The 25,211-nt window shown below is 65.0% G+C and carries 25 protein-coding genes; 17 read left to right on the top strand and 8 right to left on the bottom strand.

The window, feature by feature from the left end; genetic code table 11:
• The first annotated feature begins 70 nt into the window (after positions 1-70).
• Positions 71-469, top strand: coding sequence for a hypothetical protein (locus F0Q04_RS16775; protein ID WP_116924241.1), 399 nt, complete (start codon positions 71-73; stop codon positions 467-469).
• A gap of 32 nt (positions 470-501) precedes the next feature.
• Here the strand turns inward: F0Q04_RS16775 and F0Q04_RS16770 are convergent, their stop codons facing one another.
• The 3 genes from F0Q04_RS16770 to F0Q04_RS16760 all read right to left on the bottom strand — a co-directional run bounded on the left by F0Q04_RS16770 (position 502) and on the right by F0Q04_RS16760 (position 3,400).
• Positions 502-1,104, bottom strand: coding sequence for an FAD-dependent oxidoreductase (locus F0Q04_RS16770; protein WP_182342232.1), 603 nt, complete (start codon positions 1,102-1,104; stop codon positions 502-504).
• A gap of 218 nt (positions 1,105-1,322) precedes the next feature.
• Positions 1,323-1,982, bottom strand: a complete 660-nt coding sequence (locus F0Q04_RS16765) for a hypothetical protein (protein ID WP_182342229.1) — start codon at positions 1,980-1,982, stop codon at positions 1,323-1,325.
• 26 nt (positions 1,983-2,008) lie between these two features.
• Complete coding sequence (locus F0Q04_RS16760) at positions 2,009-3,400, bottom strand: PLP-dependent aminotransferase family protein (protein WP_116924238.1); 1,392 nt, start codon at positions 3,398-3,400, stop codon at positions 2,009-2,011.
• Between the two features lie 275 nt (positions 3,401-3,675).
• Between F0Q04_RS16760 and F0Q04_RS16755 the strand changes: the two genes are divergently transcribed.
• The gene (locus tag F0Q04_RS16755) at positions 3,676-3,909 is read left to right on the top strand and encodes a hypothetical protein (RefSeq protein ID WP_116924237.1); all 234 of its coding nucleotides are present in this window, start codon (positions 3,676-3,678) and stop codon (positions 3,907-3,909) included.
• 70 nt (positions 3,910-3,979) lie between these two features.
• Here the strand turns inward: F0Q04_RS16755 and F0Q04_RS16750 are convergent, their stop codons facing one another.
• Positions 3,980-4,957, bottom strand: coding sequence for a LysR family transcriptional regulator (locus F0Q04_RS16750; RefSeq protein ID WP_116924236.1), 978 nt, complete (start codon positions 4,955-4,957; stop codon positions 3,980-3,982).
• A gap of 122 nt (positions 4,958-5,079) precedes the next feature.
• On the opposite strand from F0Q04_RS16750, the gene F0Q04_RS16745 reads away from it, so the two are divergent.
• Genes F0Q04_RS16745 through F0Q04_RS16735 form a run of 3 tightly spaced genes read left to right on the top strand, consistent with a single transcriptional unit; the run spans position 5,080 to position 8,475 of the window.
• Positions 5,080-6,063 (top strand): Bug family tripartite tricarboxylate transporter substrate binding protein, encoded by a 984-nt coding sequence (locus tag F0Q04_RS16745; RefSeq protein ID WP_116924235.1) that lies wholly within the window; start codon positions 5,080-5,082, stop codon positions 6,061-6,063.
• 46 nt (positions 6,064-6,109) lie between these two features.
• The gene (locus F0Q04_RS16740; protein WP_182345750.1) at positions 6,110-7,546 is read left to right on the top strand and encodes an N-acyl-D-amino-acid deacylase family protein; all 1,437 of its coding nucleotides are present in this window, start codon (positions 6,110-6,112) and stop codon (positions 7,544-7,546) included.
• Entirely contained in the window at positions 7,543-8,475 is a 933-nt protein-coding gene (locus tag F0Q04_RS16735; protein ID WP_116924233.1) for an N-carbamoyl-D-amino-acid hydrolase, read from the top strand. The genes F0Q04_RS16740 and F0Q04_RS16735 overlap by 4 nt, the downstream gene beginning before the upstream one ends.
• Before the next feature lie 7 nt (positions 8,476-8,482).
• On the opposite strand, the gene F0Q04_RS16730 is transcribed toward F0Q04_RS16735, so the two are convergent.
• Genes F0Q04_RS16730 through F0Q04_RS16720 form a run of 3 tightly spaced genes read right to left on the bottom strand, consistent with a single transcriptional unit; the run spans position 8,483 to position 11,242 of the window.
• A complete protein-coding gene (locus F0Q04_RS16730; protein WP_182342226.1) occupies positions 8,483-9,343 on the bottom strand; it encodes an SDR family NAD(P)-dependent oxidoreductase in 861 nt (286 codons plus the stop codon).
• Positions 9,344-9,369: 26 nt separating this feature from the next.
• Complete coding sequence (locus tag F0Q04_RS16725) at positions 9,370-10,164, bottom strand: flavin reductase family protein (protein ID WP_182342223.1); 795 nt, start codon at positions 10,162-10,164, stop codon at positions 9,370-9,372.
• A 13-nt stretch (positions 10,165-10,177) separates the two neighbouring features.
• Complete coding sequence (locus F0Q04_RS16720; RefSeq protein WP_116924230.1) at positions 10,178-11,242, bottom strand: LLM class flavin-dependent oxidoreductase; 1,065 nt, start codon at positions 11,240-11,242, stop codon at positions 10,178-10,180.
• Between the two features lie 122 nt (positions 11,243-11,364).
• Between F0Q04_RS16720 and F0Q04_RS16715 the strand changes: the two genes are divergently transcribed.
• Positions 11,365-12,270, top strand: coding sequence for a LysR family transcriptional regulator (locus F0Q04_RS16715; protein WP_232539377.1), 906 nt, complete (start codon positions 11,365-11,367; stop codon positions 12,268-12,270).
• Here the strand turns inward: F0Q04_RS16715 and F0Q04_RS16710 are convergent, their stop codons facing one another.
• Entirely contained in the window at positions 12,271-13,152 is an 882-nt protein-coding gene (locus F0Q04_RS16710; protein ID WP_182342221.1) for an SMP-30/gluconolactonase/LRE family protein, read from the bottom strand.
• A gap of 304 nt (positions 13,153-13,456) precedes the next feature.
• On the opposite strand from F0Q04_RS16710, the gene F0Q04_RS16705 reads away from it, so the two are divergent.
• The 11 genes from F0Q04_RS16705 to F0Q04_RS16655 all read left to right on the top strand — a co-directional run bounded on the left by F0Q04_RS16705 (position 13,457) and on the right by F0Q04_RS16655 (position 25,209).
• A complete protein-coding gene (locus F0Q04_RS16705; protein WP_116924227.1) occupies positions 13,457-14,227 on the top strand; it encodes an enoyl-CoA hydratase/isomerase family protein in 771 nt (256 codons plus the stop codon).
• A 2-nt stretch (positions 14,228-14,229) separates the two neighbouring features.
• Positions 14,230-16,365 (top strand): acetate--CoA ligase family protein, encoded by a 2,136-nt coding sequence (locus F0Q04_RS16700; RefSeq protein ID WP_182342219.1) that lies wholly within the window; start codon positions 14,230-14,232, stop codon positions 16,363-16,365.
• Positions 16,366-16,402: 37 nt separating this feature from the next.
• Entirely contained in the window at positions 16,403-17,602 is a 1,200-nt protein-coding gene (locus F0Q04_RS16695) for an acyl-CoA dehydrogenase family protein (protein ID WP_182342216.1), read from the top strand.
• A 4-nt stretch (positions 17,603-17,606) separates the two neighbouring features.
• The gene (locus F0Q04_RS16690; RefSeq protein WP_232539376.1) at positions 17,607-18,578 is read left to right on the top strand and encodes an acyl-CoA dehydrogenase family protein; all 972 of its coding nucleotides are present in this window, start codon (positions 17,607-17,609) and stop codon (positions 18,576-18,578) included.
• Complete coding sequence (locus F0Q04_RS16685; RefSeq protein WP_232539375.1) at positions 18,575-19,345, top strand: SDR family NAD(P)-dependent oxidoreductase; 771 nt, start codon at positions 18,575-18,577, stop codon at positions 19,343-19,345. Before F0Q04_RS16690 ends, F0Q04_RS16685 begins: the two co-directional genes overlap by 4 nt.
• Positions 19,346-19,350: 5 nt before the next feature.
• The gene (locus F0Q04_RS16680; RefSeq protein WP_182342214.1) at positions 19,351-20,643 is read left to right on the top strand and encodes an SDR family oxidoreductase; all 1,293 of its coding nucleotides are present in this window, start codon (positions 19,351-19,353) and stop codon (positions 20,641-20,643) included.
• Complete coding sequence (locus F0Q04_RS16675) at positions 20,636-21,334, top strand: carboxymuconolactone decarboxylase family protein (protein WP_182342212.1); 699 nt, start codon at positions 20,636-20,638, stop codon at positions 21,332-21,334. The genes F0Q04_RS16680 and F0Q04_RS16675 overlap by 8 nt, the downstream gene beginning before the upstream one ends.
• 23 nt (positions 21,335-21,357) lie before the next feature.
• Positions 21,358-22,350, top strand: a complete 993-nt coding sequence (locus tag F0Q04_RS16670) for a Bug family tripartite tricarboxylate transporter substrate binding protein (RefSeq protein ID WP_116924484.1) — start codon at positions 21,358-21,360, stop codon at positions 22,348-22,350.
• 114 nt (positions 22,351-22,464) lie between these two features.
• Complete coding sequence (locus tag F0Q04_RS16665; RefSeq protein ID WP_116924221.1) at positions 22,465-23,454, top strand: Bug family tripartite tricarboxylate transporter substrate binding protein; 990 nt, start codon at positions 22,465-22,467, stop codon at positions 23,452-23,454.
• Between the two features lie 300 nt (positions 23,455-23,754).
• Positions 23,755-24,735 carry a tripartite tricarboxylate transporter substrate binding protein gene (locus F0Q04_RS16660; RefSeq protein ID WP_182342210.1) on the top strand — a complete coding sequence of 327 codons (981 nt, stop codon included), beginning with the start codon at positions 23,755-23,757 and terminating at the stop codon, positions 24,733-24,735.
• A 60-nt stretch (positions 24,736-24,795) separates the two neighbouring features.
• Positions 24,796-25,209, top strand: coding sequence for a DUF4124 domain-containing protein (locus F0Q04_RS16655; RefSeq protein ID WP_116924219.1), 414 nt, complete (start codon positions 24,796-24,798; stop codon positions 25,207-25,209).
• The last annotated feature ends 2 nt before the right edge of the window (positions 25,210-25,211 follow it).

The following is a 25,211-nucleotide window of genomic DNA, read 5'->3' as shown; positions in this document are numbered from 1 at the left end:
CAGATGGCCCAGAGGAGAAGGCCGCCGGCGGCAGGCGATTTGCTAGCATGGCGCAACTTGCCCCAGACCCATGACCAAAAATCGCTACCGCCTGCTCGTTATCGCCACCGTCCTCCTGTTAGTGCTGTCCATCCGCATGGATTTCAGGACCGAGCTGCTGTCCTCGCAGCATCCGCTGCGGTTTCCCATCGCGCTGGAGGGGGAGATGGTCGTGCTGCTGTGCTTGATCATCCTGGGCTGGAGCGCCGGTTTTTATGGCTGCATGCGCTTTCGCCCCTGGGCGCCCGCGCTCAACCTGGTCACCACCGCCTGCGGCCTGCTGTTTATCGTCGGCAACAACTGGCTCTCCGTCGAATCGTCCTGGGCCCAGGTGCTGGACTTTCTGGCCAATGCCTCGGGTGGTTTGACCTTGATGCTGCCTTACTTCAACGACCAGGTCCGAAAGATGTTTTGGCCGGAGCCGGATTAAGGTCCGGCCCTCCGCAGAGCACTGCCCGCGCATCAGCGCTGCAGGGGCTGGCCAAACCAGCGCTGGATAGCGGTTGCGACTGGCGCTTGCGATGCCTTACCGTCACCCACCCAGGCGACGATGCCATCCGGACGGACCAGTAGCGATTGCAAGCCAAGTTCATCCGCCGTGCTGCGGGCGATATAGCGGAGGTGCCCCTGCCACCCTGCCGACAAGTCACGCAACGGCGCGGCGCAGCCAAAGTCCAGCAATAAGCCCTGGCCGGTCTGCAGATGGCCAGCGAGGGTCGAGCCATCGGCCAGCGCAAAGTCGGGCGCGCTGCGACCGACCAAGGGGTGGGGGGGCCCGCCAGGCCGGCGCGCATGCTGCAGCCAATGGGGGCGCAATGCGGTGGGCGCGCCACCATGTAGGGGTGCGGTGACGGCCTCCAGCAAGCCCCGGCGCTGCAGCGCCTCCAGCGAGGGGATAGTGAGGCCGCGAATGCCAAAGGGCGCTTGCTTGAGCGGGGAGTGCGGGTCGCCGGCTTGCTCGAGCACCAGCACAGAGCACTGGGCCAGCCGCAGCTCGCAGCTGAGCAGCAGGCCGACGGAGCCTGCACCAACAATGATGACGTCGTAAGGGGGGATCGTAGGCATGGACTTGTCCTCTCTCGTTTGACCGTTCGGCCGGAGTGATTCTTTGTCTTGAGAACCCCTGGGACGAACCGATGGCCGCAAGCAGATGCGGTGCACGTTCGTCGTGGGGACCCATGCGCGGGCAGAGTCAGCGCTTCCGTGTGGAAGGACCTGGGCTTACCAAACCAAGTCTGCCTTTTTCGACGGGCCGACTATAGCGCTGGCTGTGCAGAGGCGATTTACTGAGGGCGCTGGCCCAGCTGATGGATCCGTTTAACAGCAAGCTTTCCCGCCCGAGCAACCTGTGGCTGTGCGTGCGCTGCGCACAGCTGAGCCATGGGTAGCAGTGCTTGGTCAGGGCGCTTTTGGATGGCCATCGCGACGGCCTCACCGAGAAAGAAGTCGTCATCGGCCACCAGTCTGTGCAACAGGTCCTTGTCTTCCAGGCTGAGCGAAGGAATGAGTGCGACAACGACATCGTTCCATTCCTGATCATCCAGCAGCCTGTGTATGCATGCACCCAAGGCATCCTGGTCCTGTGCAATAGGGGATAGCGCGGGATGCAGATCGGAGACTTCCTGGTCGCTGGCTTGCGCCTGTTGCAGCGCCACCAAAAAGCTTGTTGCCGAATCGAAAACGGCGCGCGTATCGCCATCGTGGCTGAGGAAAAGCACGCAGCCTGCGAGCGGCGAGCGGGTGGCCAGAAGGTGGTGGTCGCTGGTGTTCGCATCATCGAGCACATAGCAGCTCAGCTGTTGGACCAGCGGGTGGTAGGCGAATTGCGCGGTGTGTTCCAGCACTTCACGGGGTGCAAGCAGCTGTGGATGGAGCGCGAGAAAGGGCGCAGCGGCCTCGACGTAGTGCTCAAGCAGATCGCGCTCTTCTTCTGCTGCGGGCATGGCAGGATCCTTGGGTAAAGCGGTCGTCAAACCACGGCAGCCGTGAACGCATCGGGCCGCCGCGCCAGCAGCGCCGACAAGCGCTGCAGCCCCGCCTGCAAGCGCCCCCGGTCCTTGATGCTGCCCAGCGAGATGCGGATGGCATTGACCTGGGCAGTGTCTGCCGCGCCGCTGGCAAAGGCCTCTGCCGGGGTGACGGCGATGCCTTCGCGCTGGGCGGCTTGCGCGAGTTGGGCGGGGCTCCAATACCCTGGCAGTTCCAACCAGACATGCAGGCCATCGCCCGCGCCGCTGTAGCGGCCGGCCAGCAGATCGCGCGCCATGCGGTGGCGCAGGCGGGCCTCCTTGCGCACGCCCTCCATCAGCCCATAGGCCGAGCCGCCCAAAATCCATTGCGTGGCCAGTGCTGCAGACAGTGGCGAGACCATCAGCGCAAAGGAGCGCAGGGCAGTCTGGAAGCGCTCGCGCAAGGCAGGATCGCGCGCCCGCACAAAGGCCACGCGCAGGCCGGGCGTCAGGCATTTGGACAGGGTGGAGATATAGAGCACCTGCTCGGGCGCCAGGCTGGCCAGCGGCGGCGGTGGTGTCTCGGCCAGCAGCCAGTAGGGGTCATCCTCGACGATGCGGACATGGTTGCGCTGGGCAATGCGCACGAGCGCCTGGCGCCGTTCCAGCGGCATCGTGGTGGCGGTCGGGTTCTGCAGGGTGGGGTTGAGGTAGAGCAGTGCCGGCTGGTGCTGGCGGCAGGCCTGCTCCAGGTCGTCGGGCAGCATGCCATGCGGGTCGCTGGGCACGGCGATGATCTGCCGGCCCAACTGCGTGGCCGCAGTGCGCAGGCCGGGGTAGCCCATCGGCTCGGCCAGGATCACGTCGCCCGGTTCCGTCAGCGCCAGGATGGAGGCGGCAATTGCTGCCTGCGCGCCCGGGCAGACAACGAGCTGCTCGGCATCGACCGGCCCCAACATGGGCTTGAGCCACTGGGCGCCGGCTTGGCGGTCCACATCGCTGCCGCCACCCAGATGGTAGGTCATCAGCAGCGCAGAATCCGCCCCCATCAGCACCTGCGACAGGCCTTGCTTGAGCAGATCGTCAAAATCCAGACCCGCCGGCGGCGGCGGCGTGTTCATGCCCAGGTCGAGCACCGCGGTCAGCGCCACCTTGGGCGCTGCCACATAGGTGCCCCGCGCGCCGCGCCCTTCGAGCAGGTGACGGCGCCGGGCCTCGTCGTAGGCACGGGTGACGGTCGTCAGGTCCACGTCCAGCAAGGCCGCCAGATGGCGCTGCGGCGGCAGGCGATCGCCGGGCTGTAGCAGGCCGTCTGCCACGGCCGCTTGCAAGGCATCGGCAATCTGCAAAAAACGCGGCCCGCCCCACGCGGTCAGTCGCGGCAACCAGGGGAGGGCGTTGTCTTCTTGCATGCTTGTATCTGGAGATGTATGGATGGGCCGAGGGGGCCTCTGCAAAACGCACTGCCTTGGTCTGGACGCCCACTCGGGCGATCCACTCCTTGCCATTGGGCGACGGTTTTGCAGACGGCCCCTGGGACAATTTGTCCGCATGTATGGAAATTGCTTTTGCGTACTATGCACCAGAACGCAGAGCGGCCCATGCTGGTATGGCAATCGCTGGCGTTGCGGCCTCATGCCTTGCTGGGGCTCGGACAGTGCCAAGTCATTGGCTGGAAATTTGCAAAATGATCGATTGGATCCCCGTAGTCTTTGTCATCTTCAAGCTGAGCATGTTCAGCACCTGCATGTTCTTTGCCATCAAATGGCATTACGACCAGGGCAAAAAAGGCGGCAACCCCCGCGCCGTGCTGCGCGCAGGCGGCAAGGTGGCGGCTATTTTTTTGGCGGCGCTGTTGCTGCTGGGGCTGCTGACCTTCACCTTGGTCAGGACGATGGGCTTGGATTTGACGTTCTCTTGATGGGTCGCCATCCGTCCAGTCCCGCCGATCGCTGGGTCGGGGCTGGGCACCGCATGCTTAGAACAGGTTCTTAGGCGGCGCCGCTAGTTTTGCTGGCTGGCGGCCAAGGCTCGGCAGCGCTGAGCTGTTTCAGTACCGCATGCAGCGCATCGATGAATTGCTGGCCCGTTGCCGGGCATGGCTGCCGCGCAGACGTTATCGTCCAGATGTTGGAATACACCTCCGTTGTCAAAGGCCTGACGACGATGTCATCGCGGGGAATATGCCGGATACAGGAGGCATCCACAATGGCAGCGCCCAAGCCCGTCTGAACGCAACTGAGGGCAATGGCCGGCGAGCGCACCTGGATGCTCGCCGAGCTGGCATCCATCGCCAGCGCTGAGGCGCATAGGCGTCCCAGCGGGGTGTCCGGCGGGTATCCGATCCATGCGGTGTCGCACAACGCAAGCGGATCCACCATGGCCCGGTCCGCCAGCGGGTGTTGCGGGGGCAGTACGCACAGCAGGCGCTGGCGGCCCAGCAAGCGTGATTTCAAGCCCGGGTGGTTCGACTCCACCAAAGAAACGCCCACATCGGCTTGACCCGACAGCAGGTACTCTGGCAACTCGTCATAGGTCGCCGTGCGAAAGTCGACACGCAATTGCGGGCTGTAGCGCATCAGTTGCTGCAGTGCCTGCGGAATCAAGGTGTTGGCAAACGTGGCACTGCAGGCCAGGTGCAAGGTGTCCACGCCCGCATGGCCGATGCGCTGGGCCAGGCTGTTGAGCCGGTCCAGGCCTCGGTACACGTCGCGCGCCTCTTCGTGCAGGCGCTGGGCTTCGGGCGTGGGCTGCAGCCTTCTGCCCAGCCGCTCAAACAACAAATAGCCCAGGCGGGCTTCGCAGTGCGCCAGTGCCCGGCTCAGTGCCGGCTGCGATACATGCAGGGCCAAGGCCGCGCCGCTGATGGTGCCGGTGGTCATGATGGCATGGAACACCTCCAGCTGCCGCATGTTCAGTGCGCGGGGGTGAATGGCGTGGCTGCTGGTTTCAGGCAATTGGCTTGGCATGTGGTGTTAACCCCTGGTCGATATAACTTTGTTTGTGAATGCACCGACATTTTTCAATTTGGGTGAGTTCGGCTTGTCCTTTACGCTGCAAGCAATATTCAGACCCATGAAAGAGTCAAGCCATGAACCGCCGTCTTCTGAACCGTTTTGCCCTCCTGTTGCCCCTTGTCATGCTGGCCGCGCAGTCGGATCCGGCTGCTGCCCAGGGCAACGCCAACCAGCCGATCAGCTTTGTCGTGCCCTCTGCGGCCGGCGGATCCCCTGACGTGCTCAGCCGCATCATTACCAACCAATGGTCGCTGAACGCCCATCGTCCGGTGATTGTAGAAAACAAGCCCGGAGCGGCAGGCAATATCGGTGTGGTGCAGGTGATCAGGGGCAACGAGCTCACCGTGGGCTATGGAAATATCAACACCCTGGCGGTCAACCGCGCGCTGTTCTCCACGCTGCCTTACGACGTGGACAAGGACCTGGTTCCGGTGTCGCACCTGTTCAACCTCTACAACGTGCTGATCGTTCCGGTGGCATCGAGCGTCCAATCCGTGCAGGACTTGCTGGCCCAAGCGCGCAAGAACCCCGGCAAGCTGTCCTATGGGGCTTCGGGCGTCGGCACCACCGGCCATATGAGTGGGGAGCTGCTCAACCATCTGGAAAAGCTCGATACCGTTTTCGTTCCCTACCAGGGCGGGCCGGCCGCGTTGCAGGACCTGATGGGCGGGCGCTTGGACTATATGTTCATCAACAGCTCCGAAGCGGTGCCGCTTATCAAGTCGGGCAAGGTGCGTGCGCTGGCCGTGACCCAGCTGGGCAAGCGGATCGAGCAGCTGCCCACTGTTCCGACGATGGACGAGGCGGGCGTCAAGGGCTATGAGATCGTCTCGTGGGGGGGCGTGGTGGGCAATCGCAAGATGACGCCTGAGCAGGCCAAGGCACTGGCCGCCGATCTGGACAAGGTGTTGAAGATGCCTAACGTGCGCGAAAGTCTTCAAGGCCTGGGCGCCCAGCCGGTGGGCGGCACGCCGGAGGATTTCAAGCAATTGATTGCCCGTGAGACGAAAAAATGGACCGAGATCATCCAGTCCAGCAAGATCGCGAAGCTCAACTGATCGGCCCCGGAAAGAGAAGACGAAAGTGCTGATATTCAAGAATGCGATGCTGATCGACGGCTCTGGCGGGCAGGCTTACAGCGGCGATGTGGCGGTGGAGGGTGAGCGGATTGCCCAGGTGGGCGCGGTGCAGGCGCAGGCCGGTGATACCGTCATCGACCTGCAGGGCCTGGCCCTTGCACCGGGCTTTATCGATTCGCACACCCACGATGATGGCTACCTGCTGGTGCACCGCGATATGGTGCCCAAAGTCTCCCAGGGTATAACCACGGTGGTTACCGGCAACTGCGGCATCAGTCTGGCGCCGCTGGTGCCGCAAAACCTGCCGCAGCCCCTGGACCTGCTGGGGCCGCCCGAGTTGTTTCGCTTTGGGCGCTTTGGCGAGTGGCTGCAAGCCTTGCAGGCGCAGCCAGCGGCGGTCAATGTCATCCCGCTGGTGGGCCATACCACCTTGCGCGTCAAGGTGATGGCGGACCACCAGCGTGAAGCCACCGATGACGAGTGCGCGCAGATGCGGGATTTGCTGACCGAAGCGCTGGACGAAGGGGCCTTCGGCATCTCGACCGGCACCTTCTACCCGCCTGCACGCCATGCCACAACCTGGGAACTGCTCGAAGTCTGCAGGCCACTGCGCGGCCGCCAGGCCGTGTATGCCACCCATCTGCGGGATGAGGCCGATGACATTGTCCCGGCGATGCAAGAGGCATTGGCCGTGGGGCGCGACGCAGACTGCCGGGTGGTTTTCTCCCACCACAAGCTCGCTGGCGAGCGCAACCATGGCCGCTCGGAAGAGACGCTGGCGCTGATCCGGGAGGCCAGCAGCAAGCAGCCCGTTTGTGTGGACTGCCACCCTTATCCCGCCACGTCCACGATGCTGCGGCTCGACCGGGTTCGCCTGGCAAGCCGCACCATGATCACCTGGTCCAGCGCTTGTCCAGAAGCCAAAGGACGGGATTTTGCCGACCTGCAGCAGCAATGGGGCCTGGACGATGAAGCGCTGTTGGCGCGCCTGTCACCGGCCGGCGCCATTTACTTCTTGATGGATCAGCACGATGTGGACCGCATCTTTGCGTTTCCTTTGACGATGGTGGGGTCCGATGGCCTGCCTTTTGATCCACACCCCCATCCACGCCAGTGGGGCACCTTCACACGCGTGCTGCGGCGCATGGTGCGCGAATGCGGCTTGCTGTCGCTGGAAGAGGGCATCCACCGGATGACGGGGCTGGCTGCGCAGCAGTATGGGCTGGAGCAGCGTGGGCGTTTGGAGCCCGGCTGCTTTGCCGACCTGGTGGTGTTTGACCCCCAACGGGTTTCGGACAAGGCCACGTTTGAGGAGCCAGTGCAGGCCAGCGAGGGAATCGAACAAGTCTGGGTCAATGGGCAGCAGGTGTGGGATGGCCACCAGCCTACCGGCGCGCGGCCAGGACAAGTGCTGCGCCGGGCAGAGCCCGAGCAGACAACGCAAAAGGAGTGCGGGAAATGACAACACGAAAACTTGGTTTGGCCGTGGCCCAGATGGGGCCTGTTCATTTATCGGATAGCCGGGGCTCGGTGGTTCGGCGCTTGGTGGCCATGCTGCGCGAGGCCAAGGCCCGGGGCGCCGAGATGGTCGTTTTTCCGGAGTTGGCACTGACGACGTTCTTCCCGCGCTATTGGATGGAAGAAGCGCAAGCACAAGCGCGGTTCTTCGAAGCACAGATGCCCAATGCCGATGTGCAGCCGCTGTTTGATGCCGCGCGTGAGCTGGGCGTGGGCTTCTACCTGGGCTATGCCGAACTGGCCGAAGACGGGCGACCCTACAACACCGCCGTACTGGTCAACTCCAGGGGAGAAATTGCGGGCAAGTACCGCAAGATCCACCTGCCCGGCCATGTGGAACATAAGCCAGAAGCTCCGTTCCAGCATCTGGAGAAGAAGTACTTCGATGTCGGCAACCTGGGGTTCAGGGTGTTCGATTCAGGCGCTGTCAAATACGGCATGTGCCTGTGCAACGACCGCCGCTGGCCGGAAACCTACCGCGTGATGGCCTTGCAAAGTGCCGAGGTGGTCATGCTGGGCTACAACACGCCGTCGCTCAATATCCATTGGAATGAGCCGGTGCATCTGCGCACGACCACCCACCTGATCTCATTGCAGGCCAATGCCTACCAAAATGGAATCTGGGTGGCGGCAGCGGCGAAATGCGGTTCCGAAGATGGCCACCACATGATTGGCAGCTCCGTCATTGTTGCGCCCACCGGAGAGATCGTGGCGCGCACGCTGACCGAGGACGATGAGGTCATCTGCGTCAGCGCCGATCTGTCGCTGGGTGAACATTTCCGCCAGCATGTCTTCAATTTCGCCAAGCACCGCAGGCCTGAGCACTACCGCTTGATTGTGGACCGGGTGGGCGCGGGCGATCCGCTGCCCTGAAGGGATCTCACATGTTGCGGATGCCTGGATTGGTGGACTGCACCAAGCCAGGCTGCGCTTTCCCAGGACCCAGCTGCCCCTGCCCATAAGCCCGAGGAATATGCGTCATCAGCGAATGGCTGAAGCCGCCATCGACCACCAGATCCGCGCCATGGACATAGCTGGCCCGGGGGCTGGCGAGGAAGACCACCGCCTGGGCGAGTTCTTCGCTCTGGCCGATGCGGCGCAGGGGGACGACCTGCTCGCGGCGGGCGCGGTCGTCCGGGTTGCGGTAGAAGCGCTCGCTCAGCGGGGTCACAAACAGGCCGGGGCTGACGGTGTTGCAGCGGATGCCTGCGGGGCCCCATTCCAGGCACATCTGGTTAGTCAGCATGCGGATGGCGGCCTTGCTCATGCTGTAGCCGCCGCTCAGCGGTTGGGCGTTCTGGGCCGAGATCGAAGCGATATTGACAATGGCGCGCGGCAGGCTGGCGTCGGAATGGCGGTAGAAGGCCTGGCCCATGCGCAGGTAGCCGCCCAGGTTGATCTGCAGTTGGCGCTCCCAGATGCCAGGGTCCAGCTCGGCCAGCGGCGCGGCGCTGGTGATGGCGGCGTTGTTGACCAGCACGCTGGGCCCGGCGCCCCAGTGCTGTTGCAGTGTTTGAAACGCAGCCTCTACCGCAGCGGGTGATGAGACATCGGCGCTCAGCGGCAGCAGACGCTGGCCATCGGGATGGGTGGCGGCGAGCTGCGCCAGCGCATCGCTGTCGTGGTCGAGCACCGCCACGCGGCAGCCGCTCGCCAGCAGTGCTTGCACAATGCCGGCGCCCAGTCCCTTGGCGCCGCCGGTGACGACGCAGATGCGTAGGTCCAATTGCAGCCAGTCCATGCTTGAAGCCCTTTTCTGGTCTGCGATCAGGCCGCCAAGGGCACCAGCTTGTGCGTGCTGGCATTGAAGTTCACCACGGGGCTGGCGCTGTTGCAGGAGGACTTGCGGATCTTGCCGACCACCAGCTTGTGCGTGCCCAGGGTGTGGGTGCAGACAATGTCGCATTCCATGCTGGCCAGCGCGTCGCTCAGCACGGGCAGCTGGTGTTCGCTGCTGTGCCAGCGGCCTTCCTTGAAGCGGGCCTCGCCTTGGGGCTGACTCAGAAAGCTGGCGATGATCTGGCTGTGTTCCTCACCCAGCACATTGGCGACAAACTTGCCCGTTTGCAGCAAGGTATCACCCATCGACGAGGCGCTGTGGGCAAAAAAGCCGACCATTGGGGGCTCGGCCGAGATGGAGGTGAGGCTGGAGACGATCATGCCGGCGACGTCCTTGCCCTGGCCGGTGGTCACGGCGCTGATGCCGGCGGGCAGGGCGCGCATCGCGGCCTTGAAGTCGGCCACCGAGACGACCTGGTCTTCCGCGGCCAAGGTGATATGGGCACGCACCTGGCCTTGGTCGTTGACCCAGCCGTGCTGCTGCGCATAGGCCAGCATGGCGGCAAAGCCCGTGTCCCATTCGCTGTCTGCGGCCTGGCAGGCCAGAAAGCGCAGCACCTGGGGAAACAGCCAGACATGGCTGTCGCCGTCGCGCGTGCCAATACGGGTCAGGGCCTGCGCGAGCTGGGGCTCGGGCTGGGGCTCGATCAGCACGTCGAGTGCCCGAAAATTGTGGGCATCCATCAGGCTGATGGAGCCGCAGTTGCTGAGGTGAACGCGCATGGCCCTGTCTCCTTTACGCCAGCGCTACGGCCTGGCCCACTTCTTTTTTCACGGCGGGAATGATCTTGTCGCCCCACAGCTCGATCTGCTTGAGCATGGTCTTCTGGTCGAAATCGCCCAGCTGGGTTTGCAGCGCAATGTGCTTGGGCTTGAGGATGCTGATCTCTTCGAGCAGCTTGTCGATCACTTCGTTGACCGAGCCGACGGGCAGGTTCTTGCGCAGCTGCTCGAAGGTCGGGTCGGTCTCGGTCGGCACTTCTTTGACCATGTAGCCGTCTTCGGACTGAGCGCGGCGGAACTTGAGGCTCTCGGAGATGCGGCGCTGAAAGCGGGCGCAGTCCAGGTAGGCATTGATTTCGGATTCGTTGTCCGAGGCATAGCCGCAGCGCAGAAAGCCGAACTTCACATCACTGTCCAGGTCCTTGCCTTCGGCCGAGGCAATGTTTTCCAGCTTGGTGCGTAGGCCGGCAATCGCTTCGTTGCCGTTGAGCAGCGCGGTGACAAACAGGTTGTGGCCTTCGCGCACGCCACGGCCCAGGGTAACGGGGTTGCCCGAGGTGACCCAGAGCGGGGGCATCGGGTCTTGCACGCAGCGCACAGCGATGGAGCTGGGGGGGATATTCAGGAATTCGCCCTGGTATTCGAATATTTTCTGGGTCAGGGCCTTGGGAATAATGTCGAGAAACTCATTGAAGATCGCGCCGGAATTGGCGATCTCGACGCCAAAGCGTTCAAACTCAAACTGCTGGTAGCCCGAGCCCACGCCCAGCTCGAGTCGCCCATTGGACACGGTGTCGACAAAGCCGACCTCGGCCAGGAAGCGGGCGGGGTGGTAGAGTGGCAAAATGCACACCGCCGTGCCCAGGCGAATGGTTTTGGTTTTGGCCGCGGCATGGGCCACGGTCATTAATGGCGATGGCGACAGCGAGTAATTGTTGAAATGGTGTTCGGCATACCAGGCGGTATTGAAACCCGCTTGCTCTGCCACCACGGTTTGTTCGATGGAGTTGTTGATAACGTCCTGAGAGCGCTGGTGGTAGCCGCGCTGCTGCGCCAGAATGAATACGCCAAATTCCATGATGTCTCCTTGATGATGGGCAATATGGAATCATTCTAGGGGTGGGGTCAGGAGATCTGTATGCGTGAAAATCGAGATTCAGTACTGCGCAAACTGGAGGAATCATGGACCGTCTGAGAGCGATGGAGCTGTTCCTGTCGGTGTCGCAGACCCGCAGTTTTTCAGAGACGGCGCGGCTGTTTGGCATCTCGGCTACCGCCGTGTCGAGAATGATCACCGAGTTTGAAGACGGGCTGCAGGTCAAGCTGCTGCTGCGCTCCACGCGCCAGGTGTCGCTGACCGAATCAGGTCAGGAGTATGCGGCCCAGTTGGAGGGCATTCTCTGGACCATCAACCAGGCGCACACCAGCATCACCGCCATCAGCTCTGCCCCGCAGGGGCGCCTGCGCGTGCACGCACGCACCATGTTCGGCCAGCGCGTGCTGCCCGGCCTCATCGCGCGCTTTCGCCAGGCCCACCCCGAGATACTGGTGGAGCTGCTGCTGTCCGAGACCAAGGTGGACCTGGTCAAGAACAATATCGATATTGATTTCCGAATATCGCCGCCGGTGGAAGCGGGCGTCAAGCGGCGCATGCTGTTTCACAGTCAGCGTTATTTGGTGGCGTCACCCGCTTATGCCGAGAAAATGCCTGCTATCCATCAACCCGCTGATTTATTGCAGGCCCAATGTCTGGCCTATTATTTGCCAGGCAAAGACCATATCTGGCATTTCAAGAATGATGCAGGGGTTGAAGATATTCGATTTTCTCCGCGTCATTTGACCAACAATGGCATTGCTTTATTGGAGTTGGCAAAATTGGGCGAGGGTATTGCGCTGCTCGATGATTACACGGTTTACCCCGATCTGGCGGCGGGCAATCTGGTGCGGCTGTTGCCAGATTATGTGGTGAGCAATACCACGTTCGAAGAAGGCATGTTTGCGACGATTGTCGATTCGGCGATTATCCCCGCCAAGGTCAAGCTATTTCTGGATTTTGTCGCCAGCCAGGTGGCGGGGGAGGCGCAGCGCTTTGCGCTGCCCAAGTGACTAGTCGGTAATAAGGATGCGCGCCTTGGGCTTGGCCAGCCCCCGGTAGCCCAGGCCGGTGATGCGCACAATGGCACCATCGAGCGGGCCGCTGGCGCGCAGGCGGCCGCTGTCCGAGATGCTGGTCACATACAAGTCTGCCAGATCCGGCCCGCCAAAGCAGAGCGCACTGGGGTGGGCCATGGGCAGGCGGATCAACTGGCTCAGCGCCCCTTGGGCATCGTAGCGGGCGAGCTGGCCGGTGCGTACCAAGGCGGTCCAGAGGCCTCCCTCGCTGTCCCAGCAGCAGCCGTCGGGCGCAGATTGTTGGGGCTGGGTGCTGACGAACAGCTGCTGGTCCTGCGCCTGGCCGCTGCTGATATCAAAGGAATAAATGCTTTGCGCGGCGCTGTCGGCAATAAAGAGGCGGCCGCTTCTGGGGTGGATCAGCGGGCCATTGGCGGTTGTAAGGGCCGGGCCTATGCGCTGCAACTGCCCATCCCGCTCCAACACATAGATGCCGCCCCTGGGTGCTTCGCCTGCTTCCAGGTGCAGGTGCATGCTGCCGACCAGAAAGCGGCCATCGGGCAGCGCGCAGCCATCGTTCAAGCGCAGATGGGGCAGGTGCTCATCCAGCTCGGCGAGGGTCTGCAACTGGCGGCCGGCAGGGTCATACAGGCCCAGCGCCTCCTTCATTGCGATGACGATCCTGCCGTCCGCATTCAGCGCGAATGAGCCCGTGGGCGCTGGCAGCAGGTGCTGCTCCGTTTGGCCACTGGCCGGGTCGATGCGCAGCAGCAGGCCGCGCCGGCAGTCCATGGCCCAGAGCTGGCCGGTGCTGGCATCCCAGTGGGGGCATTCACCCAGGGCCAGGCGTTGCGGGATCAGGGGCTGGATATGCATGGGGGGCTTGAGGTTGGGGCTCCTGAGGTGGAGCCGAGCTGCACGTAGGTTGCTGTCCATCATAGGGTTGCCCCAGGGCGCCACTACCCCGGGGAACGCAGAACAGATTCAACCAATCGGGGGGAAATCATTTGCAGGGTTCCTTCCTAGAATCAAACACAGATTCGAAACAGGCGCTCGCCATGAGCGGCCAAGATCCAAGGAGACAACATGCAAGTGATAGCGCCTATTGCGCAGGCTGCGCGCTGCGCCGCCATCCACCCCCTGGCCACCGCGGTAGCAATCCACACCCGGGGAGGCCGCCATGTCTGAGCCCTCCGTTTTGCTGGAAGTCGCCGATGGCGTGGCCCTGGTCACGCTCAACCGCCCACCGGTCAATGCCCTCAACCGGGCGATGCGGCGCGAGCTGGTGGCGATTTTTGATGCGATCTCCGAACGCGACGATGTGCGCTGCGCGGTGCTGACGGGTTCCGGCTCGGTGTTCTGCGCCGGCGCCGATCTGAAGGACCGGCCCAATGCCGAGGTGGCCGGTGACTTTCTGGAGCACAACCGCGTCACCCGCGAAACCGGCAATGCGATCAAGGAATGCGCCAAGCCGGTGATTGCGGCGGTGAACGGCACGGCTCTGGGCGCAGGCATGGGCCTGGCTGCGGCCTGCGACATTCTCTATGCCTCGTCGAACGCGAGCTTTGGCATGCCCGAGATCAATGTGGGCCTGGCGGGCGGGGCCTCGATGCTCAAGACCTTGCTGGGACGCTCGACGATGCGCCGCATGTTTTTTACCGGCCAGCGCCTGACGGCCCAGGAGATGCTGCAGCGCAATGTGGTCGAAGAAGTGCTGGCGCCCGAAGCGCTGCTGCCCAAGGCCATGGAGATGGCGCGCGAGATTGCGTCCAAGGCACCGCTGGCGGTGATCTATGCCAAACGCGCCGCCAATATGGTGGACCTGATGCCCCAGCGCGATGCCTACCGTTTTGAGCAGGAGTTCACGATGGCGCTGGCCAAGACCGAAGACGCCAAGGAAGCGCGCATGGCCTTCCTGGAAAAGCGCGCCCCCGTTTTCAAAGGACGCTGAGCATGCTGCAGACAACCCGCCTGCAGCCCGGTGCAGGTCTTGATCCGTTTTTCAATGCACGCGCGATCGCCATCATTGGTGCCTCTGACGACCCCACCAAGATTGGTGGGCGGCCGCTGCATCTGCTCCAAAAGCATGGTTATGCCGGCGCGGTGTTCCCCATCAACCCCAAGGGCGGCAGCATCCAGTCGCTGCCCGCTTACACCAGCGTGCGCGATGTGCCGCAGGTGCCCGAGCTGGCCATCATCGCGGTGCCGGCAGCGATGGCGCCCGCTGCGCTGCGCGACTGCGCAGACAAGGGCGTGCAGGCGGCGATTGTGCTGTCGTCCGGATTCATAGAAGCGGGCGAGGAGGGCGCTGCGCTGCAGCGGCAGCTGAGCCAGATTGCGCGGGAGCGCCAGATCCGCGTGCTGGGGCCCAACTGCCTGGGCGCGGTGGGGATCGAGGCGCGGGTGATTGGCTCGTTCTCGGTGGCGCTGGAAGACAAGCTGCCAGCCGCCGGCCAGGTGGGCATCGTCTCGCAGTCGGGCAACCTGGGCAGCTTCACGATGCAATCGGTGGTGCGCCGGGGCTTGGGCATCAGCCGCTTCATGGCGACCGGCAACGAGGCCGATGTGGACATTGCCGACGGCATTGCCGCGCTGGCCGGCGACCGCCAGACCCGCATCATCCTGTGCTGCATGGAAACCTGCCGCGATGGCAGCAAGCTGCTGCAGGCGCTGGACGCGGCGCGCGCCGCCGGCAAGGTGGTGGTGGTGCTCAAGATTGGCGCGACCGAGCAAGGCCAGGCGGCCGCCGCCTCGCACACCGGCGCGCTGACGGGGTCCAACGCCGTGATCGAAGCGGCGCTGACCCGCGCGGGGGCGCTGACGGTGCAGTCGATCGAAGACATGGTGGAGCTGACGGCCGCGCTGTCCGTGCTGCCGCAGGCGCTGCTGCCGCGCAACCGGGGTGTGACCCTGGTGGCAGCATCGGGCGGCTTTGGCGTGATGATGGCCGATGCCATGGTGCAGGCCGGCCTGGACCTGCCCGAGCTGTCGGATGCGACGCGTGCCCGTATCCAGGAAGCGGTGCCGGTGGCCGGCACCCGCAACCCGGTCGATGCGACGGCGCAGATGTCCAGCCGGCCCGATATCTTGTACAAGCTGCTGACGGCCTTGCTGGAAGACGCATCGCGCAGCACCCTGGTGCTGCTGCTGTCGCTGTCCTTGCACAACCCGCGTTTGAGCGGGGTGTACCAGGAGGCGCTGGCGCAGATCCGGCGCGACTACCCCGAGCGCCTGATCGTGCTGATTGGCCAGGGCCCGGCTGAGGTGACCGAGCGCATTGCCAACGCGGGCATTGCGATCTTCCCGACCATTGATGCGGCAGCCCGTGGGCTGGCCGGACTGGTGCGCCTGGGCCAGACGCTGGGCCAGCCGCCAGCTGCGCCCGCTGCCGCGCAGCACTGGGAGCCGCTCGATGCCCAGGTCTTCCGCAACGAGTTCCATGCCAAGGCCTTTTTGGCGCGCGCCGGTGTGCCAGTGACGCAGGAGCAGGTGGTGCAGTCCGCCGATGCGGCGGTGGCGGCGGCCGAGCAGATCGGTTTTCCGGTGGTGTTCAAGATTGTCTCGCCCGACATTGCCCACAAGACCGAGGTCGGCGGCGTGGAGCTCAACATCCGCAGCGCCGCGCAGGCCCGCACGGCCTATGCACAGCTGCTGGCGCGGGTGGCAGAGCGCGCGCCGCAGGCGCAGATCGATGGCGTGCTGGTCGCCCCGATGGTGGGCGGCGGTGTGGAGATGATCACCGGCGTTTCACACGACGCGGCCTTTGGCCCGGTGGTGATGGTGGGCATGGGCGGCATCTATGCCGAGGTGCTCAAGGACGTGGCGGTGCAGGTGGCGCCGGTGACGCAGGCCGAGGCGCTGCAGATGATTGCGTCGCTCAAGCTCTACCCGCTGCTGCAAGGGGTGCGCGGCCAGCCCGCTGCCGATGTGCAGGCCATGGCCGCCACGGTGGCGCGCCTGTCGGAGCTGGCGCTGGCCTATGCCGGCGAGATCGCCGAGATCGACCTGAACCCGGTGCTGGTCCAGCCTGCCGGCGAGGGCGTGATTGCGGTCGATGCGCTGATGGTGGCGGCCCCGCCGCAGGCCTGATGCGCAGCGCCATGCAGACTTTGATCGGAACTATGCGATGAAACAGGAAGAGAATTTCGCCCGCCCCGATGCCGCATCGGGCCCGGGTGCCTACCGGCAATATGCGCGTGACTGGCTGCACAGCCATTTGCCCGCCCACATGCGCGCCGACAGCGTGGACTACCGCATGCCCAGCCTGGACGAGTGCCGCGATTGGGAAGCGCGCATGTACCAGGCGGGCCTGGCCGGCATGACCTGGCCGACCGCGTACGGCGGCCATGGCCTGAGCCTGCGCGAGCACCTGGCGGTGAACAAGGAAGTGGGCGCGCTGGCCATGCCCGAGAGCGTCAGCTCAATTGGTAAGGAGCTGGCCGGCCCCATCATCATGGCCGTGGGCACCGAGGCGCAAAAGCAGGCCTTTTTGCCCGCCATTTTGGAGATGCGCGAGTACTGGTGCCAGGGCTTTTCCGAGCCCGAGGCCGGGTCGGACCTCGCGCGGCTGCGCACCAAGGCCACGCCCGATGGCGATGACTGGCTCATCCAGGGCCAGAAGATCTGGACCAGCGGCGCGGCCAAGGCCCATTACTGCCTGCTGCTGACCCGCACCGGTACGGTGGCCGACAAGCACCGGGGCCTGCTGATGTTTGCGGTACCGATGGACACGCCCGGCATCCGCGTGGTGCCGATCCGCTCCATCGACAACAAGCAGTCCTTTGCCGAGGTGTTTTTTGACCAGGTGCGCGTGCCCGATTCGGCCCGCCTGGGCGCTGCCGATGAAGGCTGGAGCGCGGCGATTCGGGTGCTGTCGATCGAGCGCGCCACCAACCGCATGTACCGCGCCTGGCGCTTTGCGTGCGAGCTGCGCCAGCTGGTGCGGGCCTACCAGTCCGAGCCCGCGCTGCGCGCTCGCTTGCAAGAGCCCGGCCTGCGCCAGGCCATCGGCCAGGTGGCGAGCCAGATTGACGGGCTCAAGGGCCTGGTCGAGCGCAGTGTGGAGCAGCTGCAGGCCGGTGAGCCCATTGGTGCGCGCGGCTCGCTCACCAAGCTGTACTGGTCTGAATGCCACCAGGCCTTTGCGTCGCTGGCGCTGGCGATGGTGGCCGATATCCACCCTGGCCACAGCGCGCTGGCGCAGCGCGCCAAGGCCCATTTCACGCAGGCCTATCTGTTCTCGCGCGCCGAGAGCATCTACGCCGGAACCACCGAAGTGCAGCTGGATGTCATTGCCCAGCGCATTCAACAGCTGACCAAGGACTAAAGGGATGACGATGCAAACTGAAGAGCTGCACCCCGAGGAGTTTGGGCAGGCGGCGCAGGCGGTCATCGCGGCGCTGCAAGGGCAAGGCCCGGCCGAGGCGGCCACCGCCATGGCCGATGCCGGCCTGTTTGGCATCTGCGCCGATGAAGCGCAGGGCGGCCTGGGCCTGCCGCTGGCATTTGCGATGCCGGTGGTGCGGGTGGCAGGGCAGATGCAACTGTCCTACCCCCTGCCCGAGCAGATTGCCGCCAGCAAGGCGCTGCAAGGCACGGATGTGGGCGGCGAGCTGCTGCGCGGCGAGAAATCGCTGTGCGTGGTGATGGCCGCGCAGGCCGCTGGCGATTGGAGTGGGGTGGCGCGCAATGGCCTGCAGGCCGACTATGCGCTGGTGCAGACCGATGCCGGTTTTGCGCTCTACGACAAGGCGGACTTGCGCTGCCAGGCCGAAGAAATGCTGGACCCGGAGGTGCCCCAGCTGTGGGTATCGGCCGCCGGTGCCACGCCGCTCTTGAGCCTGGACGCGCAGCAGTCGCAGGATTTTTGCGCCGATACCAAGCTGCTCTGGGCCGAGTATCTGAACGGGCTTTGCGCCGGCGCGCTGGAGCGCACTGCTGATTACCTGCAGGCGCGCGTGCAGTTTGGCCGGCCGCTGTCGGCCAAGCAGGCGGTGCGCCACCACCTGGCGCGCATGCGCCTGCTGCTGGAGGCATCGAGCGCCCAGGCCTGGCGCGCGCTGCGCCCCGATGAGTGGGGCAATCCCCGCCAGGCGGACAGCGCCTTGGCCGCTGCACTGAGCCAGGGCGCCTGGGTGCTGGAAAAGGCCATCCACTTACATGGCGGCATGGGCTTTACCTGGGAGCTGGGGCTGCACCGCAGCCTGCGTGAGCTCAAGAAGCTCGACGCCTGCCTGGGGGCGGGGGCTGTGATGCGCGCCGTGGGCGCTGACTTTATCGACCGTTGTGAGGTGACGCAATGACAGGCGCAATAGCAAGAGATATGGAAGGCCGCGTGGCCCTGGTCACCGGCGCAGGTGCCGGCATTGGCCGCGCCACAGCGCTGCAACTGGCCGCGCGCGGCGCCGTGGTGGCGGTCAATGACCTGAAGGAGGCGCTGGTCGAAGAGACGGTGGCTGCCATCACCGCCCAGGGCGGCCAGGCCTTTGGCGTGGTGAAGAACGTGGCCACGCGCGAAGAGATGACCGCCGCCGTGGACGAGGCCTATGCCCGCCACCAGCGGCTCGATATTTTGGTCAACAACGCCGCCTGGGTGCGCTACCAATCGGTGAGCGAGATCATGCCCGAGACGGTGGACCGCATGCTGGACATCGGCTTCAAGGCGGTGCTCTGGGGCATCCAGGCCGCCGCTGCCCGCATGGATGCCGAGCGCGGTGGCAGCATCATCAATGTGGCCTCGGTCGCGGCGCTGCGCTCGGCCGGCAGCTCGATGGTGTATTCGGGCATCAAGGCTGGTGTGCTGGGTATTACCCGCGCTGCGGCGGCGGAGCTGGGCGAGCGCTATATCCGCGTCAATGCGGTCTGCCCGTCTGCCGTACCGACCGAGGGCACCCAGCGCAACCGCAATGCCGAGCGCGATGCCGGCCGCGTGGCCAAGACACCGATGGGGCGCCTGGGCACGGTGGACGATATTGCCGGCACCATCTGCTTTTTGGCCAGCGATGCCTCGCAGTTCACCACCGCGCAGGCGCTGGTGGTGGATGGCGGCATTACCTTCACCAACATCTGAAGCCTATGCCCGCTGTCTTGATCACTGGTGCTGCCTCCGGCATTGGCCGCGCTGCCGCGCTGCAGTTTGCGCAGCAGGGCTGGGACTGCCTGCTGGCCGACATCAGCCCCGCGATTGCCGAGCTGCCCCAGCAGTGCCTGGCGCAAGGCGCGGCCAGTGCGCAGGCCTTTGCGCTGGATCTGACCGATGCGCAGGCGCTGGTCCAGCTGGGCCGCCAACTGGCTGCGCTGCCAGCACTCGATGCGCTGGTCAACAACGCCGGTATCTCGGACAGCAGCGGCCGGCCGCTGGCCGAGCAGGCGCCCGCGCAGTGGCAGCGCCTGCTACGGCTGAACCTGCAGGCACCGCAGGCCTTGTTCGAGACCTGTCTGCCCCGTTTGAAGGCCGATGCGCGCCTTGTCAATGTGTCCTCCGGCGCGGGGCACAAGGCCATTCCCTGGCGCGGGCTCTACAGCCCCAGCAAGGCCGGTCTGATCGCCTGGTCGCAAAGCCTGGCGCGGCGCTACCCGAAGCTGAGCGTGACCACCTTGTGCCCCGGCTTTGTGCGCACCGAGCTGGTGCAGGGCCTGATGGATGCCGGGCGCCTGGCGTTGGCCGATGCTGTTGCCAAGATCCCGCTGGGCCGCTTGGCCGAGCCCGAAGAAATGGCCGCAGCGCTGGTGTTTTTGGCGCAGCCCCAGGCCCGGGTGCTGTCGGGCCAGGTCCTGTCGGTCGATGGCGGATCGGGCATTTACGGCGGCAGCAGCCGCTGCGCGCTGAGCACCGCCGTGCCCGCACCGTTGCAGACCCCGCTGCATCTGCAGCTGCAAGCGGGCAGCGATGCCGCAGGTGATAGCGCCTGTGATGGCGCCTGGTTGCAAGCGCTGCAGGCAGCGGACGGCGAGCAGGTAGCGGCAACGGCCGCGCCTTGCCAAGGCCTGGTCAGCACCCAGGCGCTGGCCCCTGCTGGTGGTGATCTTGTGGAAGCCGTGCTGAGCGCCGCCCAGCAGTTTGCAGCCACCCATGCGCGCGATGCCAGCCTGGTGCTCCTGCTGCCCGCGACTGCCCCCGAAGGCGTGCCCGCCTGGCAGCACCAGACGGCACTGGCTGCCGCACGCATGCTGGTGGCAACCCTGGCCTGTGAATGGGCCACACAAGGCCTGCGCATCAATGCACTGCTGCTGTCGCCCCAGCAGACCCGTGGGCCAGCGGTGGCGCAGCTGCTGCCGCTGGTCCGTTTTCTGGCCGGGGCACAGGCGCAGTTTGTCACCGGACAGTGCCTCAATATCTCGGGCTCCGAGGAGAGCGCCCATGGCTGAACTGGACACCGCCGCCGTCGAGGCGCTGTACCGCCAGGAGCGCGGCTACTGGCGGCCCTGGAATGCCCAGCTGCTGGCGCGCCGCCCGGCGTTTTTGCAGGCCTATGCCCACTATGCCGGCTACCCGGCGCGCAGCGGGGCCTTAAGCGAGCGCATGGTGGAACTGGTCTATGTGGCACTCGACGCATCGGCCAGCCATTTGTTTGCCAGCGGCCTGAAGCTGCACATGCAAAAGGCGCTGGCCTGCGGCGCCAGTGATGACGACCTGCTCGATGTGCTGACCTTGGTTTGCCTGCAAGGCGCAGGCGCGACAGCGGCAGCGCTAGGGGAGGTGGCCCAGGTGTATGGTCTGCCACCCAAGGCGGAGGCCACGGTGGACGGCCAGCAGCCAGACCTGTGGGCGCGGCTGCAGGCCATCGACCCGGCCTACTTTGGCCATCTGCAGGCGCTAGCCAGCACGGCCGAAAGCGGCAAGGGCCTGAGCGCCGGCGAGCGCTGCCTGATCACGGTTGCGCTGCATGCCTGCTTTACAGCGATGCAGCCCGAGGCCTTGCGCGCAGCCTTGCAGCAGGCCCAGGGCCTGGGCGTGGCGCGCGAAGCGGTGGTGCAGGTCATCCAGATGGGCGCGCACCTGGCGGTGCATGGCACGGCGCTGGGCATCACGGTGCTGGCTGAGCTCGACGCCGCATGACATCGAACGACAAGGAGACAAACATGAACCAGCTGCGTACCGAACGCCGCACCCTGCTGATGGCGGCCATGGCCGCCGCACTGCCTGCAGCCCTTCCTCTGGCACGGGCAGCCACGCCCTGGCCCAGCAAGCCGGTGCGCCTGGTGGTGACCAGCTCGCCCGGATCGGGCGGCGATGTGTTTGCCCGCTTGCTGGCGCCCGGCCTGCAGGCAGCGCTGGGCCAGCCCTTCTATGTGGAAAACAAGGTGGGCGCCAACGGCATCATCGCCAATGACTTTGTCGTCAAAAGCAGCGATGCGCACACGGTGCTGTTTGCGCCGTCATCAGCCATCGTGATCAACCCCTTTATCCAGCCCAAGCTGCCCTATGACACGCAACGCGATCTGCTGCCCGTCGGCCAGATCGGGCTGTCCGGTATTTTTCTGGTCGCCAACCCGGAGACCGGCATTGCATCCTTGCCCGATCTGGTGCGCTATGCCAAGGCCAACCCGGGCAAGCTGTCCTGCGGCTCCTGGGGCAATGGCTCGTCGGGCCATCTGGCGCTGGAGGGCCTCAAGGCCCATTACGGCATCGACATCCACCATGTGCCCTACAAGGCGCTGTCCACCGAGCTGTCCGACATCATCGGCAACAACATTGCCATGGGCTTTATGGATATCGCGTCACCCGTGCCGCATATCCGCAACGGCAAGCTGCTGGCAGTCGGCGTGACGGGCACGCAGCGCGCGCCGGCCACACCGCAGGTGCCCACCTTTACCGAGCAGGGCTTCAAGTTTGATGCCGACGGCTGGTATGGCGTGTTTTTGCCCGCCGGCAGCTCCAACCCCCAGATGGTGGAGCGCCTAAACCACGCCCTGGCGCAGGTGGCGCAAAGCGCCGATATCCGCAAAAAGTTTGAAGACCAGAACATGGCCCTGCCTGCCGTCAAACCGGCGGCAGAGTTTGCCCGCTCCATCCAGTCCGATATGAAGATCTGGGGTGGGCTGGCCAAGCTGGCCGATCTGAAGATGTCGTAACGAGCGCGCTGGCGGCTGCACCGGGCGCTACAAGCCCGGGCCGCTGCTCACAGCAAACCCAAGAACCAGGTGGTCGCCGCAAGGCCGGCCACCGGCAATCCACAGGAGACAAAAATGACCGATTCATGCGCAAGCTTCAACCGCCGGCAGATGCTGCTGGGCCTGCTGGCCGCAGCGGGCACCGGCACGGCCTGGGCCAATACGGCCTGGCCCAACAAGGCGATCCGGATGATCGTGCCGGGGCCAGCGGGCTCGGGCGGCGACATCTTTGCGCGCCTGCTGCTGCCTCCGCTGCAGTCGACGCTCAAGGAAAGCCTCTATGTCGAGAACAAGGCCGGTGCCAACGGCATCATCGGCAATGACCATGTGGCCAAGGCCCAGGCCGATGGCTATACCTTGCTGTTCTCGCCGTCGTCGTCGATTGCGATCAACCCCATCATCCAGCCCAAGATGCCCTATGACGCGATGCGCGACCTGGCACCGGTGGCGCAGGTGGGGGCTGCGGGCATTTTGCTGGTGGCCAACCCAGCCACTGGCCTCAAGACGCTGGCCGACATGGTGCAGTACGCCAAGGCCAACCCGGGCCGCCTGGCCTATGGTTCCTGGGGCAGCGGCTCGACGGGCCACCTGGTGATGGAGGGCATCAAGGCCCACTACGGCCTGGACATGCCCCATGTGCCCTACAAGGGCACTGCCGTGGAGCTGGGCGATCTGCTGGCCAACACGATTGGCGTGGGCTTTATGGACATTGCCTCGCCCATTCCCCATATCCGCAGCGGCAAGCTGCGTGCGCTGGGCGCCACCGGATCGGCGCGCGGCCCGGCGCTACAGGATGTGCCCACACTGACCGAGCAGGGCTACAGCTTTGATGCCGATGGCTGGTACGGCGTGTTTGCGCCCGCCAAGACGGACCCCAAGATCATCGACCGCATCAATGCCGATCTGGGCCAGGTGCTGGGCAGCGCCGAGATGAAGGCCAAGTTTGCCGAGCAGAACATGCTGATCCCTGCGCACAAGTCGGCCGCCGAGTTCAGCCAGGTCGTCAAGAACGACATGGCGCTGTGGCAGCAGCTGGCCAAGGTGGCCAAGCTCAAGGTCGATTGAGCGACGCCCCGGGGCAGGCAGCGGGGCTGAAGGCTCTTCAGCCCTGCCCCGGGACCCTCTGTGCCGTATTGGCACAGCCAACTCTTGCGATGGTATGGCGATTGCCCGGCAGACAGGCTGGGCAAGGGATCCTCTGCAAGACCCTCGCTAAGCGGGATGGGCGCGGATCGGGATGAGGCGCAAGGCGTCTTTCGCAGTCAATAGCCGTAGCTATTGACAAGGAAGACAACGCAGCGAACCGCCCGAGCCCGCATTCAGACCACGGCAGGGAGTCTTGCAGAGTATCCCTAAGGAGGTCTTATGTCGATCAGGATTTTTTGGCGCGCTACCGCGCTGGGGCTGGGCCTGGCTTGCTGCGCGGCCACTGCACCGGCCGCTGAGGTTCAGGCCGCTTTCCCCAACAAGCGCGTGACCATCGTGGTGCCTTATTCTGCCGGCGGGCTGACCGATACGCTGGCCCGGTCGCTGGCGGCGAAGCTGGCGACGCTCTGGGGCCGGCCGGTGGTGGTGGAGAACCGCGATGGCGCAGGCACCATCATCGGCACGAGCGCCGTGGCCCGTACGCCAGCCGATGGCTACACGCTGCTGTTCACCAGCTATGCCTACACCTCCAACCCGGTGCTGCGCCGGCAGCTGCCCTATGGGCCCGACGCTTTCCGGCCTGTGGGCCTGCTGGGCTCCAGCCACAATGTGCTGCTGGTCACCAACCGCTTGCGTGGCCAGTCGCTGCAAAACCTGATCGACCGCGCCAAGGCCGAGCCGGGCAGCTTCAAGCTGGCCTCGTCCGGACCAGGGTCGAGCCCGCACCTGGCGGCCGAGCTGTTTGCGACCAAGGCGGGCATCCGCTTTACCCATGTACCCTACAAGGGCCAGGGGCCGTCGATGACCGATCTGATGGCGGGTGTCGTCGATGGCATGTTTGACGGCATGTCGTCGTACGCGCTGGTCAAGTCGGGCAAGGTGGCAGCCGTGGCCATCGCTGCCGAGCAGCGCCACCCCGGCGCGCCCGAGATCCCGACCTTCAAGGAGCTGGGCATGGATTTTGTCAGTGGCAGCTGGTTTGGCATGCTGGCGCCGGCTGCAACGCCCGATGCGGTGGTGCGGCAGATCAATGCCGACCTGCACCGCGCCCTTGAAGACCCTGCCGTGCGCGCCCAGATTGCCAAGACCGGCTTGCTGGTGTCGCTGTCCACGCCCGAGGCCTTTGGCCAGTTTCTGCAGGCCGAAACCCGCAAGCTGCAGGCGCTCCTCCAGAGCGGCGTGCGCATTGATCTGGATTGAGCCGGGGCGGGTGGGGGGCCTGCCGCATAATGGGCTTTTTGCCACCTGTCTGGATTGCCCATGCCCTACGCCCGCCATACCCTCGCTGCCGGATTGCTCGCGGCAGCGTCTTTGCTGAGCGCACCGGCCTGGGCCATCAACAAATGCGTCGATGCCCAGGGCCGCACCAGCTTTCAGGATGAGCCCTGCGCAGCCGGGCAGAAGGCCGAGGCGATCACCGTGACGCCCTCCAGCCAGGGCATCAACCCGCGCGAGCATGACCGCCCGGTGACCAGCCGTCCAACGGATAACCCACCGCCGTCCGTACCAGCAGCTGCACCCGCCGATGCGCCAGAACCCCGCCCGGCCGATTGCCCCGACCCGGAGCGCATGAAGAGCATGCAGATCGAGGCCGAATCGATTGCGCTGCCGCTGCCGATCCGCAAGCAAAAGCGGGCGTCGTTTGAAGCGCTGAAAGAGCGCTGCGGCGGCTAAAG

It is taken from the genome of Comamonas koreensis (assembly GCF_014076495.1).
GTDB classification, from domain to species: domain Bacteria; phylum Pseudomonadota; class Gammaproteobacteria; order Burkholderiales; family Burkholderiaceae_C; genus Comamonas; species Comamonas squillarum.
This window is presented reverse-complemented; position numbering and strand designations above follow the sequence as displayed.

What these genes read in the sequence shown, in the direction of transcription:
- F0Q04_RS16775 (WP_116924241.1), top strand. Translation starts at nt 71, where the DNA reads ATGACCAAAAATCGCTACCGCCTGCTCGTTATCGCCACCGTCCTCCTG.
- F0Q04_RS16770 (WP_182342232.1), bottom strand. Translation starts at nt 1,104, where the DNA reads ATGCCTACGATCCCCCCTTACGACGTCATCATTGTTGGTGCAGGCTCC.
- F0Q04_RS16765 (WP_182342229.1), bottom strand. Translation starts at nt 1,982, where the DNA reads ATGCCCGCAGCAGAAGAAGAGCGCGATCTGCTTGAGCACTACGTCGAG.
- F0Q04_RS16760 (WP_116924238.1), bottom strand. Translation starts at nt 3,400, where the DNA reads ATGCAAGAAGACAACGCCCTCCCCTGGTTGCCGCGACTGACCGCGTGG.
- F0Q04_RS16755 (WP_116924237.1), top strand. Translation starts at nt 3,676, where the DNA reads ATGATCGATTGGATCCCCGTAGTCTTTGTCATCTTCAAGCTGAGCATG.
- F0Q04_RS16750 (WP_116924236.1), bottom strand. Translation starts at nt 4,957, where the DNA reads ATGCCAAGCCAATTGCCTGAAACCAGCAGCCACGCCATTCACCCCCGC.
- F0Q04_RS16745 (WP_116924235.1), top strand. Translation starts at nt 5,080, where the DNA reads ATGAACCGCCGTCTTCTGAACCGTTTTGCCCTCCTGTTGCCCCTTGTC.
- F0Q04_RS16740 (WP_182345750.1), top strand. Translation starts at nt 6,110, where the DNA reads ATGCTGATCGACGGCTCTGGCGGGCAGGCTTACAGCGGCGATGTGGCG.
- F0Q04_RS16735 (WP_116924233.1), top strand. Translation starts at nt 7,543, where the DNA reads ATGACAACACGAAAACTTGGTTTGGCCGTGGCCCAGATGGGGCCTGTT.
- F0Q04_RS16730 (WP_182342226.1), bottom strand. Translation starts at nt 9,343, where the DNA reads ATGGACTGGCTGCAATTGGACCTACGCATCTGCGTCGTCACCGGCGGC.
- F0Q04_RS16725 (WP_182342223.1), bottom strand. Translation starts at nt 10,164, where the DNA reads ATGCGCGTTCACCTCAGCAACTGCGGCTCCATCAGCCTGATGGATGCC.
- F0Q04_RS16720 (WP_116924230.1), bottom strand. Translation starts at nt 11,242, where the DNA reads ATGGAATTTGGCGTATTCATTCTGGCGCAGCAGCGCGGCTACCACCAG.
- F0Q04_RS16715 (WP_232539377.1), top strand. Translation starts at nt 11,365, where the DNA reads ATGGAGCTGTTCCTGTCGGTGTCGCAGACCCGCAGTTTTTCAGAGACG.
- F0Q04_RS16710 (WP_182342221.1), bottom strand. Translation starts at nt 13,152, where the DNA reads ATGCATATCCAGCCCCTGATCCCGCAACGCCTGGCCCTGGGTGAATGC.
- F0Q04_RS16705 (WP_116924227.1), top strand. Translation starts at nt 13,457, where the DNA reads ATGTCTGAGCCCTCCGTTTTGCTGGAAGTCGCCGATGGCGTGGCCCTG.
- F0Q04_RS16700 (WP_182342219.1), top strand. Translation starts at nt 14,230, where the DNA reads ATGCTGCAGACAACCCGCCTGCAGCCCGGTGCAGGTCTTGATCCGTTT.
- F0Q04_RS16695 (WP_182342216.1), top strand. Translation starts at nt 16,403, where the DNA reads ATGAAACAGGAAGAGAATTTCGCCCGCCCCGATGCCGCATCGGGCCCG.
- F0Q04_RS16690 (WP_232539376.1), top strand. Translation starts at nt 17,607, where the DNA reads ATGACGATGCAAACTGAAGAGCTGCACCCCGAGGAGTTTGGGCAGGCG.
- F0Q04_RS16685 (WP_232539375.1), top strand. Translation starts at nt 18,575, where the DNA reads ATGACAGGCGCAATAGCAAGAGATATGGAAGGCCGCGTGGCCCTGGTC.
- F0Q04_RS16680 (WP_182342214.1), top strand. Translation starts at nt 19,351, where the DNA reads ATGCCCGCTGTCTTGATCACTGGTGCTGCCTCCGGCATTGGCCGCGCT.
- F0Q04_RS16675 (WP_182342212.1), top strand. Translation starts at nt 20,636, where the DNA reads ATGGCTGAACTGGACACCGCCGCCGTCGAGGCGCTGTACCGCCAGGAG.
- F0Q04_RS16670 (WP_116924484.1), top strand. Translation starts at nt 21,358, where the DNA reads ATGAACCAGCTGCGTACCGAACGCCGCACCCTGCTGATGGCGGCCATG.
- F0Q04_RS16665 (WP_116924221.1), top strand. Translation starts at nt 22,465, where the DNA reads ATGACCGATTCATGCGCAAGCTTCAACCGCCGGCAGATGCTGCTGGGC.
- F0Q04_RS16660 (WP_182342210.1), top strand. Translation starts at nt 23,755, where the DNA reads ATGTCGATCAGGATTTTTTGGCGCGCTACCGCGCTGGGGCTGGGCCTG.
- F0Q04_RS16655 (WP_116924219.1), top strand. Translation starts at nt 24,796, where the DNA reads ATGCCCTACGCCCGCCATACCCTCGCTGCCGGATTGCTCGCGGCAGCG.